Origin of the sequence: Leucobacter allii (genome assembly GCF_022919155.1) — a bacterium.
GTDB lineage: Bacteria > Actinomycetota > Actinomycetes > Actinomycetales > Microbacteriaceae > Leucobacter > Leucobacter allii.
On the sequence record NZ_CP095045.1, the window covers coordinates 1,618,236 to 1,637,766 of the forward strand.

Here is a 19,531-nt window from a genome sequence, read left to right on the forward strand (position 1 = left end):
CTCAATCGCATCGGGTGCCCCCCGCCTCGCGGTGCGTCGTGCACCACTGCGCGAGCTGCTCCACGGCCGCGTCGTGCTCCTCGATGGTCTCGGAGAACACCGTCTCGCCCGTTTCGAGATCGATCGGCACGAAGTACAGCCAGGGGCCGTCCGCCGGATGGATCGCCGCGTCGATCGCGACGTCCCCGGGCAGCCCGATCGGGCCGACGGGGAGGCCGGGGTTCGCGTAGGTGTTGTACAGATTCGACGCGTCCGCGCGCTCCTCCTCCGTCGTCCAGACGGTGTCGGTGTTGCCCGTGCCGTAGGCGACCGTGGCGTCGGACTGCAGGAGCATCCCCTGATCGATGCGGTTGAGGAAGACGCGCGCGATCTTCGGGAAGTCGTCGAGGTCGGCCCCGGCCTCCCGCTGCACCACGGAGGCGAGCGTGAGGACGCGCCACTCGTCGCCGGCCGGCACGCCGTGCTCCTGGAGCGCCTGCCGCATGCGGTCCACCATCTGCTGGACGATCGTCTGCGCGGTGTCGCCCGGCTCGAAGGTGTAGGTGGCCGGGAAGAGGAACCCCTCGATCGAGGGGAACTCCGCGGGGACACCGAACGCCGCGGGATCGGCGACGGCAGCCTCGAAGTCGGCGAGCGGGATCTCCATCACCTCGGCGGTGCGCGCGAGCGCGTCCTTCGCGGACATCCCCTCGGGAATCGTCACCGTGTAGTCCATGCGGTTCTCGGGGTCGCGCAGCGCGTCCAGCGCGGCCTGCGCGCTCATCTCGAGGCGCATCTGGTACGTGCCGACCTGGAACTCGACCTCGTCATCCTGAGCGAGCAGCAGCTCGTAGAAGGCCTCCGGCGTCTTCACGACGCCGGCCTCCGCAAGGGAATCGGCCACGTCGCTGCCGATCTCGCCCGAGGTGATCGTGATGAGCACGTCGCCGTGCCCCTCCCCCTCGTAGTCGTCGCTGGTCCACCCGAGCGCCTGCGAGATGCCGTCGCCGTAGTGGGACCAGAGATAGGCGCCCGCCCCCGCGAGCCCGCCGAGGAGCAGGAGCAGCACGAGGAGCGTGATGAGCACGCGCCTCCCCGTCCGACTCGCGCCTTCCCGTGCACGTGCGTTCATTGCGTGTCCTCCCCCTGGACGACGTCGGTCTCCGTGTCTGCGCGCCCGGACTGCGGCTCCGGCTCCGCGGCGCGGCCGGGCGCGGCGCCGCTCGCGCGCTCGATGTCGAGCGCGTGCTGCAGGATCACCACGGCGGCCGCCTGGTCGATGATCGCCCGGCTCTGCTTCGTCTTCTTCCCGGCCTGCCTGAGCTGCCCCTGCGCCGACACGGTCGAGAGCCGCTCGTCGACGAGCCGCACCGCGATGCCGAGGGGGGCGAGCCGGGCCGCGAGGCGCTCGGCGAATCCGCTGGCGTCGTCGGTGGACGGCGTGGCGGCGCCGCGCAGGTTGAGCGGCAGGCCGACCACCGCCTCGCAGGCGTCGAGCTCCTGCGCGATCGCGACGATCCGCGCGAGGTCGCTCGTGCCGGCCGCGTCGCGCGTCACCGTCTCCACGGGCGTCGCGAGCATGCCGTGGGGGTCGCTCCGCGCGATGCCGATCCGCGCCTTGCCGACGTCGATGCCGAGCCGTACTCCGGTGCGCACTACCCCGCCAGGTCCCTGCGGATCTCGGCGAGCGCCTCGTCGATCTTCGCGACGTCCGCGCCGCCGCCCTGGGCGAGATCCGGCTTCCCGCCGCCCCCGCCGCCGAGCACGCGGGCGCCGAGCTTCGCGAGATCGCCCGCCTTGACGCCGGTCTCGCGCGCCCGGGCGGTCGTCGCCGCGATCACGACGGGCTTCTCGGTCCCCTCGCCCGCGGGCACGGCACCGGCGAGCACGACGACGCCTGGCTCGGAGCCGAGCCGATCCCGCAGCTGGAGGGCGAGGCCGCGGATGTCGTCGGCGGAGCCGACCCGTCCGAGCGATCCGAGGACCACGCGGGAGCCGCCGAGCGTCTCCGCACCGGCGAGGAGCTCGGGCACGCGCTGCCCGAGCTTCTCGGCCTCCAGCGCCGCGACCTTCTTCTCCGCGGCCTTGAGCTGAGCCCCGAGATCCTGCACGCGCGTCACGAGCTCGGCGCGCGGCACCTTCAGCCCGCTCGTGAGCTGCTGCACGATGGCGCGCTCGGCGGCGAAGTTGCGGAACGCCTCCATGCCGACGAGAGACTCGACGCGCCGGTTGGTCGATCCGACGGAGCTCTCCGAGATGAGGCTGATCATGCCGACCTCGGCCGAGCTCGACACATGGGTGCCGGCGCACAGCTCCCGCGACCAGGGGCCGCCGATGTCGACCACGCGCACGCGATCGCCGTACTTCTCACCGAACAGCGCCATCGCGCCGAGGGACTTCGCCTCGTCGAGCGGCATCTCGCGGGTGACGACCTCGTGGTCGGCGCGGATGGCGAGGTTCGAGATCTCCTCGATCTCGCTCTTCGTCGCGGCCGAGAGCGCGTCGGTGTGCGTGAAGTCGAGACGGAGGTAGCCGGCCTTGTTGTAGGACCCGGCCTGGTGGGCGCCCGCGCCGAGCACCTCGCGAAGAGCGGCATGGACGATGTGCGTGCCCGAGTGGGCCTGGGCCGCGCCCCGGCGGTAGTCGGCGTCGACCCGGGTCTCCGCCCGGGCATCGATGCCGACCCGGCCCACGGTCACCCGGACGGTGTGCACGATGAGCCCCGGAACGGGCTTCTGCACGTCGAGCACCTCGGCCTCGAAGCCGTCGCCCAGAATGACGCCCTGATCCGCGTCCTGGCCGCCCGACTCCGCCCAGAGGCTCGTCTCCGCGAGCACGAGCTCGGCGATCTGCCCCTCTCCGGCCTCCGCGACGGGGGCGCCGTCGACCACGATCCCGAGCACGCGGCTCTCGTGGCTGAGCTCGTCGTAGCCGGTGAAGCGGGTCTCGCCGAGGCCGCGCAGCTCCTTGTAGACGGAGAGGTCGGCGCGCTGGCCCTTCTTGGCCTTCGCGTCGGCCTTCGCCCGATCCCGCTGCTCCTGCATGAGCGCGGAGAACACGCCTTCGTCGACCCCGACACCGGCCTCCTCGGCGATCTCGAGCGTGAGCTCGATCGGGAAGCCGTGGGTGTCGTGGAGCAGGAAGGCCGTGTCGCCCGGCACCGCAGCGGCGCCGTCGCGCGCCCGTTCGACGGCCGTGTCGAGGATCTGGATCCCCGAGGCGAGCGTGCGCAGGAACGTCTTCTCCTCGGCGTACGCGACCCGGGAGATGAAGTCGAAGCCCTCGGCGACGGCCGGGTATGCGTCGCGCATCGCGTCGCGCGAGACGGGGAAGAGCTCGGCGAAGCTCGCCCCTTCGACGCCGAGCAGGCGCATCGACAGGATCACGCGGCGCAGCAGCCGGCGGAGGATGTAGCCGCGGCCCTCGTTGGACGGCGTGACGCCGTCCGCGATGAGCATGAGGCCCGACCGGACGTGGTCCGCGATGACGCGCAGCCGCACGTCGTCGGTGTGATCCGCGCCGTAGCGCTTGCCCGAGAGCTCCGCCGCCCGGTCGAGCACGGGGCGCACCTGATCGATCTCGTACATGTTCTGCACGCCCTGCTTGATGAAGGCGACGCGCTCGAGCCCCATGCCCGTGTCGATGTTCTTGTTCGGCAGTTCGCCGAGGATCGTGAACTCGGTCTTCGAGCGGACATCCGCGACCTGGTACTGCATGAAGACGAGATTCCAGATCTCGACGTAGCGGTCGTCATCGGTCGCGGGGCCGCCGTCGACCCCGTACTCGGGCCCGAGATCGTAGAAGATCTCCGAGCAGGGGCCCGCCGGGCCCGGCTGGCCGGTCGACCAGTAGTTCGTGTCCTTGCCGAGCCGCTGGATCCGCTCGTCGGGCAGCGTCGAGTGCTGCTTCCAGAGCGCGATCGCCTCCTCGTCCTCTTCGTAGACGGTGACCCAGAGGTCGGCGGGATCGAACCCGAGACCCCCGTCGGCCTCGCTCGTCGTGAGGAGCTCCCAGGCGAAGCGGATTGCATCCTCTTTGAAGTAGTCGCCGAAGGAGAAGTTGCCGCACATCTGGAAGAAGGTGCCGTGCCGAGGCGTGCGGCCGACCTCCTCGATGTCATTGGTGCGGATGCACTTCTGCACGCTCGTCGCGCGCGGGTACGGCGCGGGCACGAGACCGGAGAGGTAGGGGACGAACGGCACCATGCCCGCGACGGTGAACATGAGGCTCGGGTCGTCGCTCACGAGCGAGGCCGAGGGGACGACGGTGTGCCCGCGCTTCTCGAAGAAGTCGAGCCAGCGTCGGTGGATTTCGGCGGTCTGCATCCGGTGGGGTCCTTCGATCGTCGGGTCGCCGCGCGACCCGGGCGGCGGGTATCGGTCGGTGAGCGGGAGGGTCAGCGCGCGTCGGGCAGATCGCGCAGCGCGGCCTCGAGGTCCTCGTCGAAGCCGTCGGCGTCGCTCTCGGCCTCGTAGCCGCTCGCGAAGGCGCGGCCGAACTCCTCCATGCCGCGGTTCACGCGGGTGAAGAAGCGGCGCCCCTCCGGTGTGCGGTTCACGAAGTGCGCCGCGACGAACCCGAGTGCGGCTCCGGTCAGCAGCCAGCCGAGTCTGCGCATGTCCTTTTCCCTCCTGCAGGCAGCGCGCACGGATCCCCGCCGCGGTCGAACGATGATGTCCAGCTTAGCGGCTCGCAGTCGCCTGGCCGAGGCGATGCGGATCCGACCCCCTCAGCGGATCGCGAGGCGGAGACGACGAACGGGGCGCCGGAGCTGACTCCGGCGCCCCGTTCGGGCGTGTCGCGTGCCGCGCGGCTCAGCGACCCGAGTAGTACTCGACGACGAGCTGCACTTCGCAGGTCACGGGGACCTCGGCGCGCTTCGGGCGGCGCACGAGGCGCGCCTGCAGCTTGTCGAGCTCGACCTCGAGGTAACCGGGAACGTTCGCCAGGACGTCGGCGTGCCCGCCGGCCGCGGCGACCTGGAACGGCTCGAGGCCCTCCGAGCGCTCCTTGACGTGGATGAGCTGACCCGGCTTCACGCGGAAGGAGGGGCGATCGACGATCTTGCCGTCGACGAGGATGTGGCGGTGCACGACGAGCTGGCGGGCCTGCGCCGTGGTGCGGGCGAAGCCGGCGCGCAGCACGAGCGCGTCCAGGCGCATCTCGAGCAGCTCGACGAGGTTCTCACCGGTCAGGCCGTCCTGACGACGGGCTTCCTTGAACGCGATGGTGAGCTGCTTCTCGCGGATGCCGTACTGGGCCCGGAGCCGCTGCTTCTCGCGCAGGCGGACGGCGTAGTCGCTATCGCTCTTGCGCTTGGTGCGACCGTGCTGGCCGGGGCCGTAGGGGCGCTTCTCGAGGTAGCGCGCGGCCTTCGGGGTCAGCGCGATCCCGAGCGAACGGGAGAGGCGGGTCTGGGAACGGGTACGCGACGTAGTCGACACGTGGGTCCTTTCGGGTTCTGTATATGCTCGTGCGGCTCGACGCTTCCGTCGGCCCGCACGCGTTCTCTCGGCTGTGCTGCGCCCGCATCAGCGGCTCTCGCCGCCATGCCCGCGACGCAGCGTACCGTCATCGGTGAGGGAACGACCAGTGCAGGAACCCGGCTACAGGGCGACTGCCATGCGCGCCCCGCGTGCAGCCGGCAACGGGGGCGATGTTGGCCAGCGATCAGTCTAGCAGATCGCCCGGGTATCCGCCCGTACCGCGCGGCTCGCCCGGCGTCGCCGAGTCTCGGCGGCCAGGGCGGTCTCGTCCCTCCTCCGGGCGGGTCACTCGCCCCGGGTGATCCGCCGGATCTTCTCGAGCCGCTCGCCGACCTCGCGCTCGTTGCCGTGCGCCGTGGGTGCGTAGTAGACGCGGTCGCGCAGTTCGTCCGGCAGATACTGCTGGGGCGATACCCCGCGCGGGTCGCTGTGCGGGTAGCGGTATCCCTTGCCGTGCCCCATCCGCTTCGCGCCGGGATAGTGGGCGTCGCGCAGGTGCAGCGGCACGACGCCGAACCGTCCCGCCTTCACATCCGCGATGGCCGCGTCGATGGCGGAGATGACGGCGTTCGACTTCGGTGCGGTCGCGATGTAGATGGTCGCCTCGGCGAGCGGGATCCGCGCCTCGGGAAGGCCGATGAGCTGCGTCGCCTCCGCGGCGGCGACCGCGATCGGGAGGGCCTGCGGATCGGCCAGGCCGACGTCCTCCGCCGCGTGGACCATGAGCCGTCTCGCGATGAAGCGCGGGTCCTCCCCCGCCTCGATCATCCGGGCGAGGTAGTGCACGGCCGCGTCGGGGTCGGAACCCCGCATCGATTTGATGAACGCGCTCACGACGTCGTAGTGCTGGTCGCCGTTGCGGTCGTAGCGCAGCAGGGCGCGGTCCACCGATGCCGCGACGATCTCGGCGGTGACGCGCGGCCGGCCCGGCGCCGCGGTACGCGTCTCCCGAGCGCCGTCTTCCTCGGGATCGTTCCCGGCGTCGGTCCCGGGCGTCGGCGCCTCGGCCTCCGCGTCCGAGGCACCGGCCTCGGCCTGCGTCGCCTCGGCCTGCGTTATCTCGGTCTGCGTCGCCTCGGCCCGGGCGTCGTCGGGCGCGCCGCCCGTCCCGTCGGCGCGTGCGACCGGTGCCGCGTCCTCCCCGCCGTCCGGGGCGACCGATGCGCCGCCGAGCGCGCGCGCCGAGGCCGCCGCGGCCTCGAGCGCCGTGAGGGCGCGCCGGGCGTCTCCCGAGGCGAGCTGCACGAGCGCCTCGAACGCTTCGGCGTCGACGTCGACCTCGCCGCCGAGTCCGCGCGGGTCGACGGCGGCCCGCTCGAGGAGCGTGCGCAGATCCGCGTCCTGCAACGGCTCGAGCGTGAGCAGCAGCGATCGGGAGAGCAGCGGGCTGATCACCGAGAACGACGGGTTCTCCGTCGTCGCCGCGACGAGCGTCACCCAGCCGTTCTCCACTCCGGGGAGCAGGGCGTCCTGCTGCGCCTTGGTGAATCGGTGGATCTCGTCGAGGAAGAGCACCGTCGCGATGCCGTAGAGGTCGCGGTCGTCGAGGGCGCGCTCCATCACGGTCCGCACGTCCTTGATACCGGCGGTGATCGCCGAGAGCTCGACGAAGCGGCGGCCGCTCGAGTGCGCGATCGCCTGCGCGAGCGTCGTCTTGCCCGTGCCGGGAGGCCCCCACAGGATCACCGAGACGGCTCCGCCTCCGCCCTCCGTGTCCGCGGCGAGGGTGCGCAGGGGCGAGCCCGGGCGGAGCAGATGCTGCTGCCCGACGACCTCGTCGAGCGACTGCGGACGCATGCGCACGGCGAGCGGGGCAGTCGGCTTCCGAGCCGATCCGAGTTCCATGCAGCCATCGTATCGAGGCCCTCCGACAGGGCGGCTGTGGCATAGTGGAGGGGTCTATCCCGTAGGGTCGGCGACCCCGGCCCGAATTCACACGACAGGTGAGCAGAACCGTGAGCGAAGCGAGCAACGAAACGCCCTGGGGACGAGTCGACGAGGACCGCACCGTCTACGTCCGCGAGGACGCCGGCGAACGGGTCGTCGGTTCCTTCCCCGACGGCACCCCCGAGGAGGCACTCGCCTACTTCACCCGCAAGTTCGCCGATCTGGAGGGGCAGGTCACGCTGCTCGAGGCGCGGGTCGCGCGCGGCACCGCGGATGCCTCGGCCGCAGACACCGTCGCCAAGCTGCGCGAGCAGCTCGTGGAACCGGCCGCCGTCGGCGACATCGCCGCGCTGCGGGGACGCGTGGAGAAGCTCGGCGAGAAGACCGCGGCGCTCGGTGAGAAGCAGCAGGCGGAGCGGGACGCGGCGCGCAAGGCGGCGCTCGAGCAGCGCGAGACCATCGTCGTGGAGGCCGAGCGCCTCGCCGCCCAGCCGGAGGCCTCGATCCGCTGGAAGGACACGAGCCAGGCGTTCGAGCAGCTCTTCTCCGACTGGCAGACGTCTCAGCGCTCGGGCCCGCAGGTGCCGAAGTCGCAGGCCGACGCGCTCTGGAAGCGCTTCCGGGCCGCGCGCCAGTCCTTCGACTCGGCGCGGCGCAGCCACTTCGCGCAGATGGATGCGAACAACAAGGAGGTCAAGCACCGCAAGGAGCGCATCATCGCCTCCGCCGAGGCGCTGGCCCCCCAGGGCATCGACGGCATTCCCGCGTACCGCGCGCTGCTCGACGAGTGGAAGGCCGCCGGCAGGGCGAGCCGCAAGCTCGACGACCAGCTGTGGGCGCGATTCAAGGCCGCGGGCGACGTGCTCTACGAGGCGAAGGCCGCGGAGGCCGCCCAGACGAACGAGGAGTACGCGGCGAACCTCACGGCGAAGCAGGCGCTGCTCGACGAGGCCGAACCGATCCTGCAGGAGCGGGAGCACGCGGCGGCGCGCAAGCGCCTCACGGCGATCCAGCTGCAGTGGGACGAGATCGGCCGCGTGCCCCGCGAGGCGCTGCGCGAGGTCGAGGCGCGACTGCGCCGCATCGAGGATCACGTCAAGCAGCTCGAGGACGAGCACTGGCGCAAGACCAACCCGGAGACCAAGGCGCGCAGCGAAGGGCTGCGCGGACAGCTCGAGGCGTCCATCGCCGAGCTCACCGCGGAGCTCGAGGCCGCGCGCGCCGCGGGCGACGCCTCGGCGGCCGCCGAAGCGGAGGAGAAGCTCGCCGCGCAGCAGTCCTGGCTCGCCGCGATCGGCGACTGATCCGGCGACGGCGGACGCCGTCCCCCGCGGCGCCCGGCGCATGTCCTCCACATGCGCCGGGCGCCGCGTCGTTCCGACGGATTATCCACATCCTCCGCGCTCCCGCTGGCGGAAGCCCGCGCGCGGCGCGCATCATGGGGGCATGCCGCTCGCCCCGCCCCGCTACGACCGCCTGCCGACGGCGGTGATCAGCTCGGAGCTGCTGCGCGGCGTGCTCAGGCGCTGCGGGCCCGGCGTGCGTTCGGTGGGCTGGCCCGACGGCCCGGCCGTCCGGCTCGCGGTGCTCGCGCCGTGGAGCGGAGGCGGGCTCATCGCCGTCGGTCTGACGGCCGCGTGGGTCTGGGGCGCGCTGCGGGAGCCGGGCACGCCGCTGCACTTCTCGACGCCGGGCGCGCGGCGGCCGAGGCCGGAGCCCGATGGCGCCCGCCGCGTGCATCAGTACGGCATCGCCGAGGAGGACGTCGTCGAGCTCGCGTCCGGGCGCCGCGCCACCTCGCCCGAGCGGACGGCCTGCGATCTGCTGAGCTTCGAGCCCCGGTTCGAGGCCCCGCTGCGCGTCGCCTGCAGGTTGCTGCTCAGCGGCGCCGGCCGCCGCCGGGCCGCCCGAGAGCGGATCCTCTCGGGCATGCCGCGCTACCGCCGCCGCGCGCTCGCCCGCTGGGAGGCGCTGTGACCCGAGGCGCCTCAGTTCGTGATGCGGTAGACGTCGTAGACGCCGTCGATGCGGCGCACGGCGTTGAGCACGTGGTCGAGATGCGTCGCATTGGCCATCTCGAACACGAACTTGCTGATGGCCAGACGCGAGCTGGAGGTGTTCACGGAGGCCGAGAGGATGTTGACGTGATGGTCGGAGAGCGAGCGCGTCACGTCGGAGAGCAGCCCCGAGCGATCGAGCGCCTCCACCTGGATCTGCACGAGGAAGACGCTCTTCGCCGTAGGCGCCCACTCCACCTCGACGACGCGATCCTGCTGCTCGCGCAGGTGCTGGAAGTTGTGGCAGTCGGTGCGGTGCACCGAGACGCCCTGGCCCTTCGTCACGAAGCCGAGGATCTCGTCGCCCGGCACCGGCGTGCAGCACTTGGCGAGCTTCGCGAGGACGTCCGAGGCGCCCGTCACGACGACGCCGCTGGCATCGGCCTGCTTGCCCGCGCGCGGCTGCTCGATGATCGGCAGCGTGGCGAGCGCCGGCTCCGTCGAGGCGACCTCGTCGGCGAGCAGCGCCGTGACCTTCTCGATGACGGACTGCGCGGAGACGTGCCCTTCGCCGACCGCCGCGTAGAGCGCCGTGACGTCGAGGTAGCGCAGCTGGAGCGCGACCTGCTGCAGCGTCGCCGAGTTCATCACCTGGTGCAGCGGCAGACCCTGCTTGCGCAGCGCCTTCGTGATCTCGACCTTGCCCGTCTCCGCGGCCTCCTCGCGGCGCTCCTTCGTGAACCACTGGCGGATCTTGTTCTGCGCGCGCTTGCTCTTGACGAAGTTCAGCCACGACTGGTTCGGGCCGGCGTTCGGATCCTTCGAGGTGAAGACCTCGACGACGTCGCCGTTGCTCAGCGCGGTCTCGAGCGGGACGAGGCGCCCGTTCACCCGGGCACCCATCGTGCGGTGCCCGACCTCCGTGTGCACGGCGTAGGCGAAGTCGACCGTGGTGCCGCCGGCCGGGAGACCGATGACGCGGCCCTTCGGGGTGAAGACGTAGACCTCCTTCGCGCCGATCTCGTAGCGGAGCGCGTCGAGGAACTCCCCGGGATCCTCCGTCTCGGCCTGCCAGTCGGAGATGTGCGCGAGCCACGCCATGTCGTTCGAGGACGGGGACTGCCCGCCCTGCTGGCGCTGCTTGTACTTCCAGTGGGCCGCGACGCCGTACTCGGCGCGCTGATGCATCTCGACCGTGCGGATCTGGATCTCCACGGCCCGCCCGTCGGGGCCGATGACCGTGGTGTGCAGGGACTGGTACAGATTGAACTTCGGCGTCGCGATGTAGTCCTTGAATCGCCCGGGGATCGGGGTCCACCTGGCGTGGACGGCGCCGAGCACGGCGTAGCAGTCCCGGATCGAGCTCACGAGGACGCGGATGCCGACGAGATCGTAGATGTCGTCGAAGTCGCGGCCCCGGACGATCATCTTCTGGTAGATCGAGTAGAGCTCCTTGGGCCGCCCGGTCACCTCGCCGCGGATGCGCGCATCGCGCAGATCCGACTCGATCGAACCGATGACGCCGGCGACGAGCTCGTCGCGCTGCGGATTGCGCTGGGAGACGAGGTTCTGGATCTCGGCGTAGAGCTTCGGCTTCAGGACCGCGAAGGAGAGATCCTCGAGCTCCGACTTGATGGACTGGATGCCCAGCCGGTGCGCGAGCGGAGCGTAGATCTCGAGCGTCTCCTGCGCCTTGCGCTTCGCGGAGTCCCCGGGGACGAAACCCCAGGTGCGCGCGTTGTGCAGCCGGTCCGCGAGCTTGATGACGAGCACTCGGATGTCCTTGGACATCGCGACGACCATCTTGCGCACCGTCTCGGCCTGGGCGGAGTCGCCGTACTTCACCTTGTCGAGCTTCGTGACGCCGTCGACGAGCATCGCGATCTCGTCGCCGAAGTCGGCGGTCAGCTGGGAGAGCTCGTAGTCCGTGTCCTCCACCGTGTCATGCAGCAGCGCCGCGGCGATGGCCACCGGGGCGACCCCCAGATCGGCGAGAATCTGCGCGACGGCGATGGGGTGGGTGATGTAGGGCTCGCCGCTGCGACGCTTCTGCCCGCGATGCGCCCGCTCGGCCACCGCGTAGGCCCGCTCGATGACCGACAGGTCTGCGCGCGGATAGTTCGCGCGCACCGTGCGGATCAGTTGATCGACGGCTCCGGGGGCGCTGCCGCGCGAGAAGATCCGCGGTACCAGGCGGCGCAGCGCCGTCGTGCCGCCCTGCGAAACCTCCTGCGACGCCACCGGCAACCTCCCTCGAATGATTGAACGCTACACCACGGCTCGCCATTCCGACGAACCGGACGGCGCGACGCCGATGCCGCTATTCCGCGACGGTGCTGGCCTCCTCCGACTCGGCCCCCGCGCCGCCCGTCTCGCGCTGCTCCCGCAGGCGCCGCACCTTCGCATCGCGCTTCGTGATGGCGGCCTCCCCCTCGCGCAGATGCGCGTACGTGGGCGCCGCGATGAAGATCGTGGAGTACGCACCGACGAGGATGCCGATGAAGAGCGCGAGCGAGATGTCCCGGAGCGTGCCGGCGCCGAGGATGAACGCGCCGATGAAGAGGATCGACCCGACGGGAAGCAGCGCCACGACCGAGGTGTTGATCGATCGCACGAGCGTCTGGTTGACGCCGAGGTTCACCGATTCGGCGAAGGTGCGACGGTCGTTGAGCTCGCCCGGCGCGGTGTTCTCGCGGATCTTGTCGAACACCACGACCGTGTCGTAGAGGGAATAGCCGAGGATCGTCAGGAAGCCGATCATGGCGGCCGGGGTGATCTCGAACCCGGAGATGCCGTAGACGCCCGCCGTGATGACGAGGTCGTGCAGCAGCGCGATGATCGCCGCGAGCGACATCTTCCAGGTGCGGAAGTAGATCGCCATGACGAGGGCTGCGAACAGGATGAAGACGATGAGCGCGATCACCGCCTGACGCGTGACGTCCTGCCCCCACGCCGGTCCGATGTAGGAGTACGTCACCTCGCTCTCGTCGAGCTCGTACTGGGCAGCGAGAGCGGCGGTGACCTCGCGGTTCTCGGCGTCGCTGAGGGCCTCCGTCTGCACGCGGATGTCGGACTGCCCGAGCTGCGTCACGCGGGGCGCGCTCGCGGGGAGCACTTCGAGCACGGCGCGCTCGGCGACCGCGGGATCGCGATCCTGCCCCTCGCTCAGGTGCACCTGGAACTGGCTGCCGCCCGTGAACTCGATGCCGAAGGTGAATCCGCCGCGCAGCAGCGGACCGGCGATCGACACGATGATGAGCACGATCGAGATGAGGTACCAGGTCCTGCGCTTGCCGATGAAGTCGATCGACTTCTCACCGGTGTAGAGCGCGTTGCCGAACTCGGCGAATGAGCGAGCCATCTCAGCTCTCCTTTCCGGTGGAAGCGCCGGCGGCGGCCTTGCGCTCGGCGATGGTCTGGCGCCGCTCGGCCTCCTTCTGGCTGCGCGCGTTGCGCTTGCCAGAGGCGGTCTTGCCGACGACGGGCGCACGGAACTCCATGCGTCCGCGGTAGACGGCGCCGAGACGCTGCGGGTCGAGGCCCGAGAAGCGATGGCCGGAGCGGTAGAAGCGGGTGCGCGCGAGCAGCGTCATCATCGGGTGCGTGAACAGGGCGACCACGACGACGTCGACGAGCGTCGTGAGCCCGAGCGTGAACGCGAAGCCCTTGACGTTGCCGACCGCGAGGATGAAGAGGATCGCCGCGGCGAGGAAGTTCACGCCGTCGGACGCGAGCACGGTGCGGAAGGCCCGCTTCCAGCCGTGCTCCACGGCGCTCTCGATGCCGAAGCCGTCGCGCAGCGCGTCGCGGATGCGCTCGAAGTAGACGATGAAGGAGTCCGCGGTGAAGCCGATGGCCACGATGATGCCCGCCACGCCGGCGAGCGAGAGCCGGTAGCCCTGCCGCCAGGAGAAGAAGGTGAGCAGCAGATAGGTGAGGACGGCCGCGATCGCGAGCGAGGCGATCGTGAGCGAGCCGAGCGCCCGGTACTGGAAGAGCGAGTAGACGACGACGAGCAGCAGGCCGATGAGCCCGGCGAGGAGTCCGGCCGAGAGCTGGTTCGTGCCGAGGGTCGCGGAGACGTCCTCCTGGCTCTGGACCGTGAAGTCGATGGGCAGCGCGCCGAACTTCAGCTGATCGGCGAGCGCCTGCGCCGAGTCCTGGGTGAAGCCGCCGCTGATGGAGGGACGGCCGTCGAGGATCTGCGCCTGCATCTGCGGCGCGGAGAGCACGTTGCCGTCGAGCACGAAGGCGAACTGGTCCTGCGGCGACTCCGCGCCGAAGAGGCGCTGGCTGATCTTGCCGAAGGTCTCGGTGCCCTGCTTGTTCATGACGATCTGGACGACCCACTCGCCCGTGGTCGCACCGGTCGATGTCGTGGCCATCTGGGCGGTCGCGTCGCTGATCACATCGCCGCTGAGCTCGACCGGACCGAGGATGTACTTCTGGGTTCCGGTCTCGTCGCAGGTGATGAGCGGTCGGTCCGCGGCCGTCTCGCGGGTGTCGAGCGCCTCCTCCGAGGTGCAGGTGAACGCGTCGAACTTCTCCTGCAGCGCGGGGGTGATCCACGCGAGATCGCCCGCGCTCTCCGGGATGGTCTCGGGATCGAGGTTCTCGTCCGCGGGGGCGTCGCCCGCATCGATCGCTGCCTCAGCGTCGCCTGTGGCGGTCTCCTCGGCCGCGGCGTCCTCCTCGCCGGCCGCCTCGGTGAGATCGATGCCGATGCCCGTCGAGAGCACGGGGCGGAAGTCGAGCTTCGCCGACGCCTCGATGCGCTGCAGCGTCGCCTCGTCCGCCTTGCCGGGGATGGACACCGAGATGTGCTGGTTGCCCTGGGTCGTGATCTCGGCCTCGGAGACGCCCGCGGCGTCCACGCGCTGCCGGATGATCGAGACCGCCTGCTGCAGCTGATCTCCCGAGACGGACTCGCCATCGGTCTGCTCGGCCGCGAGCAGGATCTGCGTGCCGCCCTGGAGGTCGAGCGCGAGCTTCGGCGTCCACGTCGCGTCGCTGCGGAACACGCCGTACGTGATGAGGCCCGCGAGGCCGACGATGAGGACCAGGAGGAATACGAGGGAGCGACGGGCCCTCCGCACAGCGGGTGTGGACGCCAAGACTGACTGCTTTCTCTCAGGGGTGGAGCGGAGGGCCGGCGATGCGGCCGTCGGGGTTACGCCTTCGGCGCCTGCGGATCCCCGGAGTCGTCGCTCGGACCACCGGCGTCCTTCGGGGCCTCGGGCGAGGCATCGGGCTCCGCAGCGGAAGTCTCCGCATCGGCGCCCGAGCGCTCGGGAGCCGCATCCGCGGTGCCCGAGATCCGCTCGCCGAATGCGGGGTCGTCGTCCGGAGCGAGCTGGGGAGCGGTGTCGTCCGACTCCGCGGCCTCCACGGGCGCGGTGATCTGGGAGACCGCGTTGCGGTGCACGACGAGGGTGCTCGAACCGCTGCGGACGGTGACCTTGTTGTCCTCGTCGTCGACCGACTCGACGGTGCCGAAGATCCCGGACTGGAGCATCACCTCAGCGCCCGGGCGCAGTCCGTTCTGCAGCTCCTGCATCGCCTGCTGCCGCTTCTTCCCGTTGCGGAACATGAAGAAGATCAGCACCGCGATGAGGCCGAACATGACGAGGGTGATCGGGTCCATGATCCGAATCGATCCTTCCGTAGGGGCGTGCGCGGTCTGCTACCGCGGGCACAGATTCCACCACTCTACCCTGCTCACCCTGTGCGTCCGCCACCCGGGATCTGGGAGATCTCGGGCGGCTCGGCGCCCACGTGCGCCCAGCCGAGCCGCGTGGCGACCCGCCCGCGCGGCGTGCGGGTGATGAGGCCGGTGCGGACGAGGAACGGCTCGACGACCGACTCGATCGTCTCCGCCTCCTCCCCGACGGAGACGGCGAGGGTGGACAGGCCCACCGGTCCGCCGCCGAAGCGCTCCACGAGGGCGCGCAGCACCTCGCGGTCGAGGCGGTCGAGGCCGTGCTCGTCGACGTCGTAGAGGGCGAGCGCGGCCCGCACGCTCTCCGTGTCTCCGACCGTCTCGTGGACGAGGCAGTAGTCGCGCACCCGCCGCAGCAGACGATTCGCGATGCGCGGCGTGCCGCGGGAGCGGCCCGCGATCTCCGCGATGCCCTGCTCGGAAAGGGCGAAGCCGATGAGCCCCGCGGCGCGCGATACGACCCGGGCGAGCTCGTCCTCGCCGTAGAACTCGAGGTGCGCTGTGAAGCCGAAGCGGTCGCGCAGCGGGTTCGGCAGGAGCCCGGCGCGGGTCGTGGCGCCCACGAGCGTGAACGGAGACAGCTCGAGCGGCACGGAGGTCGCGCCGGCTCCCTTGCCGACCATGATGTCGACCTTGAAGTCCTCCATCGCGAGATAGAGCATCTCCTCGGCGCTGCGCGCCATCCGATGGATCTCGTCGACGAAGAGCACCTCCCCCGGGGTGAGCGCGGAGAGCACGGCGGCGAGGTCCCCCGCGTGCTGGATCGCCGGGCCCGAGGTCTGGTGCAGCGGCTTGTCCAGCTCGGCCGCGACGATCATCGACAGGGTGGTCTTGCCGAGCCCCGGGGGTCCCGCGAGCAGGATGTGATCGGGCGTGTGCTGCCGCCTGCTCGCCGCGTCGAGGAGCAGCCCGAGCTGCTTGCGCACCTTGGCCTGGCCGACGAACTCGCCGAGGGTTCCCGGGCGCAGGGCGCCCTCGTAGCCCTGCTCGGAGGCGCTCGCCCGGGGCGACAGCTCCTCCGTCATCGGCCGGCCCCGCGAGCGCCGGGCCGACCGGCCTGGAGCAGCGCGAGCGCCGCGCGCAGCAGACCGGCGGAATCCTCGGGGGCACCGGCTGCGCGAGCGTCGTCGACGGCGCGTTCGGCGGCCTGCGGCTGCCAGCCGAGCCCCACGAGACCTTCGCGCACGGCATCGGCGGTCTCCGCCGCGGCATCTCCCGCGGGCGCGGCCGACGCGGCCCCGTCCCCGCCGCCCGCAAGGGCGGCGATCCCTGAGAGCTTGCCGGAGAGCGAGAGCGCGATGAGCTTCGCGGTCTTGGGGCCGATCCCGGATACCTGCGTGAAGGGCTTCGCGTCCTCGTTCGCCACCGCGCGCACGACATCGGCGGGCGCGAGCACCGACAGCACGCCGAGCGCGCTGCGCGGGCCGACCCCGTTCACGCCGATGAGCAGTCCGAACAGCGCGAGCTCGTCCTCCGAGCGGAATCCGAACAGCGTCAGGGAGTCCTCGCGCACCACGAGCGAGGTATGGAGCGCCACCTCATCGCCGGGCACGGCCTGCGACACGCGCCCGCTGGGCACCTCGACGCGCAGGCCGATCCCGCCGACGCCGACCACGAGCCACCCGGCACCTGCGGACAGCACGGGTCCGCGTATCGAAGCAATCACATGCCCACCCTAGGGGCTGCCCCCGACGCACGGGGCCGCGCCACACCGATCATTCGAACAGAGTTCCGAATCGCGCGGCGCGGCCGCGCCTCACGCCGCGGGCGTCGCGGCGGCCACCGGCTCGCGCACCGCATTGCGGATCGAGCGGTTCACGGAGCTGATGATGGCCTGCAGCGTCGCACGGCTGGTGTCGGGGTCGATCCCGACGCCCCACAGGCGCTGCCCGTCCACCTCGAGGTCGACATACGCCGCGGCGACGGCGTCGCCGCCAGAACTCATGGCGTGCTCGACGTAGTCGAAGAGCGTGACCTCGTGCCCGCCGGCGTTCAGCGCGTTGATGAACGCGTCCACCGGCCCGTTGCCGCGGGACACCGACTGCTGATCCTCATCGCCGGCCCGGTAGTCGACCACGAGCTCGGTGACCCCGTCGCCGGCGCTCGTCGACGAGACTCGGAAGATCTCGTAGCGCCCCCAGCGCTCCGCGTCCGACGCGCGCGCCGGGAGATACTCGTCCTGGAAGATCCGCCAGATCTCATCGCTGGAGACCTCGCCGCCCTCGGAGTCGGTGAGGCCCTGTACCACGGCGCTGAACTCGATCTGCAGTCTGCGGGGCAGGTCGAGGTGGTGGTCGGTCTTGAGCAGGTAGGCGACGCCGCCCTTGCCCGACTGCGAGTTCACGCGGATGACCGCCTCGTAGGATCGGCCGAGGTCCTTCGGATCGACCGGCAGATACGGCACCGCCCACTCCAGCTCGTCGACCGGGACTCCCGCGGCCTCGGCGTCCTGCGACATGCGCTCGAAGCCCTTCTTGATCGCATCCTGATGCGACCCCGAGAAGGCGGTGTAGACGAGGTCGCCCGCCCACGGGCTGCGCTCGGGCACGCGCAGCTGGTTGCAGTACTCGGCCGTGCGGCGCACCTCGTCGAGGCGGGAGAAGTCGATCTGCGGATCGATGCCCTGCGTGAAGAGGTTGATGCCCAGGGCCACGAGATCCACGTTGCCCGTGCGCTCCCCGTTGCCGAAGAGGCAGCCCTCGATACGGTCCGCGCCGGCGAGATAGCCGAGCTCCGCGGCCGCCACGGCGGTACCGCGGTCGTTGTGCGGGTGCAGCGAGAGGATCACGTTCTCACGGTGATGCAGGTGCCGGCTCATCCACTCGATCGAATCGGCGTAGACGTTCGGCGTCGCCATCTCCACGGTGGCGGGCAGATTGATGATCACCTTGCGCTCGGGCGTCGGCTCGAAGACCTCGAGCACCTCGTTGCAGACCTCGACGGCGTACTCGAGCTCGGTGCCGGTGTACGACTCCGGCGAGTACTCGTAGAAGATCTCCGTGCCGGCGCAGATGTGCTCGCTCGCCCGGCAGAGCTTCGCACCGTCGGTGGCGATCTTCTTGATGCCCTCGCGGTCGGAGCGGAAGACCACGTCCCGCTGCAGGATGCTCGTCGAGTTGTACAGGTGCACGATCGCCTGCTTCGCGCCGACCAGCGACTCGTACGTGCGCGTGATCAGGTGCTCGCGCGCCTGCGTGAGCACCTGGATCGTGACGTCGTCAGGGATCGCGTCGTCCTCGATGAGGTGCCGCACGAAATCGAAATCGGTCTGGCTCGCCGAGGGGAAGCCCACCTCGATCTCCTTGTACCCCATCTTCACGAGCAGATCGAACATGATCCGCTTGCGCTCGGGACTCATCGGGTCGATGAGCGCCTGGTTGCCGTCGCGGAGGTCGACGGCGCACCACCGGGGCGCCTCGGTGATGCGCTTCGCGGGCCAGGTGCGATCCGGGAGATCGACCGGGATGATCTCGTGGAACGGCCGGTAGCGGTGGATCGGCATGCCCGAGGGCTGCTGCTGGTTCTTCATGGGACTCGTCCTTGGTTCTTCGTGACTCTCGCTCAGTCCAACACGAACACCGCGACGAGGGAGGCCTGAGAACTAGAACGTCGAGGACTCGTCGCGGCGGCTAAGGAGAAGCGAGCGGAACCGCATGCCTGCCACTATAGCACCGCGGTCGCCGCCGGACGCGCGGGCCGGTGGCACCGGGGCCTCGGAGCGTCAGTCGGGAGCGGGAGTCGGGGGCGAGCCGCGGACCCGTCCTCTACGCTGGACGCACGAGCCGTCTCGCCCGTGCGACCTCGTGTCTCCTCCCCCGCTCCGTGACCCGCATGGCGGCGGTGCTGCTGCCCGCGGCGGTCCTCGTGACCGCGGGAATGCTCCTGCCCGCGGCGGTGCTGCTGCCCGCGGCCCCGGCGTCGGCCGATGTCGAGGACTTCTCGTACGACCGCTGGGACGTCGAGGCCGTGCTCGGCGTGGACGAGACGGGCAGATCCGTCACCCGCGTCACCGAGACGCTCGTCGCCCGCTTCCCCGAGACCGATCAGAACCGGGGCATCGTCCGGGGACTGCCGATCGACTACGAGGGCACCTCCACCGATCCCCGCGACTTCTCCGTCACCGATGGGGACGGCGCGCCCGTCCCCTTCGCACTCGAGGAGGACGACGGCTTCATCGCCGTGCTCACCGGGAACGACGCGTACGTGCACGGCGTGCAGCACTATGTGATCTCCTACACCCTGAGCGACACGATCCTCGCGCGCGATGACGGGAGCGCCGACGAGTTCTACTGGGATCTCCTCGACTTCGAGCACCGGCAGCCCATCGAGGCCTTCAGCGCGACGCTCCGCTTCGACGCTCCGCTCGCGGAGCGTCTGACCGGTGCCGTGCGCTGCTACAGCGGCCCCGCCGGATCGGACGAGCCGTGCACGGCGTCCCTCGAGGACGATCGCGTCGAGCTCGC

15 protein-coding genes and 1 pseudogene are annotated in these 19,531 nt (G+C 70.7%); 3 read left to right on the top strand and 13 right to left on the bottom strand.

Annotated elements, in window-relative coordinates; all coding sequences use genetic code 11:
• Position 1 precedes the first annotated feature (1 nt).
• From mltG to MUN78_RS07675, 6 genes are all read right to left on the bottom strand, one after another.
• The gene (gene mltG, locus MUN78_RS07650; protein WP_244693859.1) at positions 2 to 1,111 is read right to left on the bottom strand and encodes an endolytic transglycosylase MltG; all 1,110 of its coding nucleotides are present in this window, start codon (positions 1,109 to 1,111) and stop codon (positions 2 to 4) included.
• Positions 1,108 to 1,635, bottom strand: a complete 528-nt coding sequence (gene ruvX, locus MUN78_RS07655) for a Holliday junction resolvase RuvX (protein WP_244729791.1) — start codon at positions 1,633 to 1,635, stop codon at positions 1,108 to 1,110. Before ruvX ends, mltG begins: the two co-directional genes overlap by 4 nt.
• On the bottom strand, positions 1,635 to 4,304 hold the full coding sequence (alaS, locus tag MUN78_RS07660) for an alanine--tRNA ligase (protein ID WP_244729792.1): 2,670 nt from the start codon (positions 4,302 to 4,304) through the stop codon (positions 1,635 to 1,637). The genes ruvX and alaS overlap by 1 nt, the downstream gene beginning before the upstream one ends.
• A 71-nt stretch (positions 4,305 to 4,375) precedes the next feature.
• The gene (locus MUN78_RS07665; RefSeq protein ID WP_244693862.1) at positions 4,376 to 4,597 is read right to left on the bottom strand and encodes a hypothetical protein; all 222 of its coding nucleotides are present in this window, start codon (positions 4,595 to 4,597) and stop codon (positions 4,376 to 4,378) included.
• A 196-nt stretch (positions 4,598 to 4,793) separates the two neighbouring features.
• Positions 4,794 to 5,423 carry a 30S ribosomal protein S4 gene (rpsD, locus tag MUN78_RS07670; RefSeq protein ID WP_244693863.1) on the bottom strand — a complete coding sequence of 210 codons (630 nt, stop codon included), beginning with the start codon at positions 5,421 to 5,423 and terminating at the stop codon, positions 4,794 to 4,796.
• Between the two features lie 327 nt (positions 5,424 to 5,750).
• A complete protein-coding gene (locus MUN78_RS07675; protein ID WP_244729795.1) occupies positions 5,751 to 7,310 on the bottom strand; it encodes a replication-associated recombination protein A in 1,560 nt (519 codons plus the stop codon).
• Positions 7,311 to 7,420: 110 nt separating this feature from the next.
• On the opposite strand from MUN78_RS07675, the gene MUN78_RS07680 reads away from it, so the two are divergent.
• Positions 7,421 to 8,656: a DUF349 domain-containing protein gene (locus tag MUN78_RS07680; RefSeq protein ID WP_244693865.1), complete on the top strand. Its 1,236-nt coding sequence runs from the start codon at positions 7,421 to 7,423 to the stop codon at positions 8,654 to 8,656.
• A 142-nt stretch (positions 8,657 to 8,798) separates the two neighbouring features.
• Entirely contained in the window at positions 8,799 to 9,329 is a 531-nt protein-coding gene (locus MUN78_RS07685; RefSeq protein ID WP_244729797.1) for a type IV toxin-antitoxin system AbiEi family antitoxin, read from the top strand.
• 11 nt (positions 9,330 to 9,340) lie between these two features.
• Here MUN78_RS07685 and MUN78_RS07690 read toward each other — a convergent pair whose 3' ends face one another.
• From MUN78_RS07690 to leuA, 7 genes are all read right to left on the bottom strand, one after another.
• Entirely contained in the window at positions 9,341 to 11,590 is a 2,250-nt protein-coding gene (locus MUN78_RS07690; RefSeq protein WP_283248411.1) for a RelA/SpoT family protein, read from the bottom strand.
• A 79-nt stretch (positions 11,591 to 11,669) separates the two neighbouring features.
• Positions 11,670 to 12,710, bottom strand: coding sequence for a protein translocase subunit SecF (gene secF / locus MUN78_RS07695; RefSeq protein ID WP_244729800.1), 1,041 nt, complete (start codon positions 12,708 to 12,710; stop codon positions 11,670 to 11,672).
• 1 nt (position 12,711) lies between these two features.
• A complete protein-coding gene (gene secD, locus MUN78_RS07700; protein WP_244729802.1) occupies positions 12,712 to 14,445 on the bottom strand; it encodes a protein translocase subunit SecD in 1,734 nt (577 codons plus the stop codon).
• Between the two features lie 74 nt (positions 14,446 to 14,519).
• Positions 14,520 to 14,993: a preprotein translocase subunit YajC gene (yajC, locus tag MUN78_RS07705; protein ID WP_244729804.1), complete on the bottom strand. Its 474-nt coding sequence runs from the start codon at positions 14,991 to 14,993 to the stop codon at positions 14,520 to 14,522.
• Positions 14,994 to 15,067: 74 nt separating this feature from the next.
• Positions 15,068 to 16,093, bottom strand: a complete 1,026-nt coding sequence (gene ruvB, locus MUN78_RS07710) for a Holliday junction branch migration DNA helicase RuvB (protein WP_244693870.1) — start codon at positions 16,091 to 16,093, stop codon at positions 15,068 to 15,070.
• The gene (ruvA, locus tag MUN78_RS07715; protein ID WP_429952311.1) at positions 16,090 to 16,734 is read right to left on the bottom strand and encodes a Holliday junction branch migration protein RuvA; all 645 of its coding nucleotides are present in this window, start codon (positions 16,732 to 16,734) and stop codon (positions 16,090 to 16,092) included. The genes ruvB and ruvA overlap by 4 nt, the downstream gene beginning before the upstream one ends.
• A 90-nt stretch (positions 16,735 to 16,824) precedes the next feature.
• Complete coding sequence (leuA, locus tag MUN78_RS07720; RefSeq protein WP_244693872.1) at positions 16,825 to 18,597, bottom strand: 2-isopropylmalate synthase; 1,773 nt, start codon at positions 18,595 to 18,597, stop codon at positions 16,825 to 16,827.
• 347 nt (positions 18,598 to 18,944) lie between these two features.
• Between leuA and MUN78_RS16735 the strand changes: the two are divergent.
• Positions 18,945 to 19,493, top strand: a pseudogene (locus MUN78_RS16735) (DUF2207 domain-containing protein); the annotation flags it as partial.
• Between the last annotated feature and the right edge of the window lie 38 nt (positions 19,494 to 19,531).

Bases quoted from the DNA above. Each gene is read 5' to 3' on its own strand.
- mltG (WP_244693859.1), bottom strand. From the start codon at position 1,111: ATGAACGCACGTGCACGGGAAGGCGCGAGTCGGACGGGGAGGCGCGTG.
- alaS (WP_244729792.1), bottom strand. From the start codon at position 4,304: ATGCAGACCGCCGAAATCCACCGACGCTGGCTCGACTTCTTCGAGAAG.
- MUN78_RS07665 (WP_244693862.1), bottom strand. From the start codon at position 4,597: ATGCGCAGACTCGGCTGGCTGCTGACCGGAGCCGCACTCGGGTTCGTC.
- MUN78_RS07675 (WP_244729795.1), bottom strand. From the start codon at position 7,310: ATGGAACTCGGATCGGCTCGGAAGCCGACTGCCCCGCTCGCCGTGCGC.
- MUN78_RS07685 (WP_244729797.1), top strand. From the start codon at position 8,799: ATGCCGCTCGCCCCGCCCCGCTACGACCGCCTGCCGACGGCGGTGATC.
- secF (WP_244729800.1), bottom strand. From the start codon at position 12,710: ATGGCTCGCTCATTCGCCGAGTTCGGCAACGCGCTCTACACCGGTGAG.
- yajC (WP_244729804.1), bottom strand. From the start codon at position 14,993: ATGGACCCGATCACCCTCGTCATGTTCGGCCTCATCGCGGTGCTGATC.
- ruvB (WP_244693870.1), bottom strand. From the start codon at position 16,093: ATGACGGAGGAGCTGTCGCCCCGGGCGAGCGCCTCCGAGCAGGGCTAC.
- leuA (WP_244693872.1), bottom strand. From the start codon at position 18,597: ATGAAGAACCAGCAGCAGCCCTCGGGCATGCCGATCCACCGCTACCGG.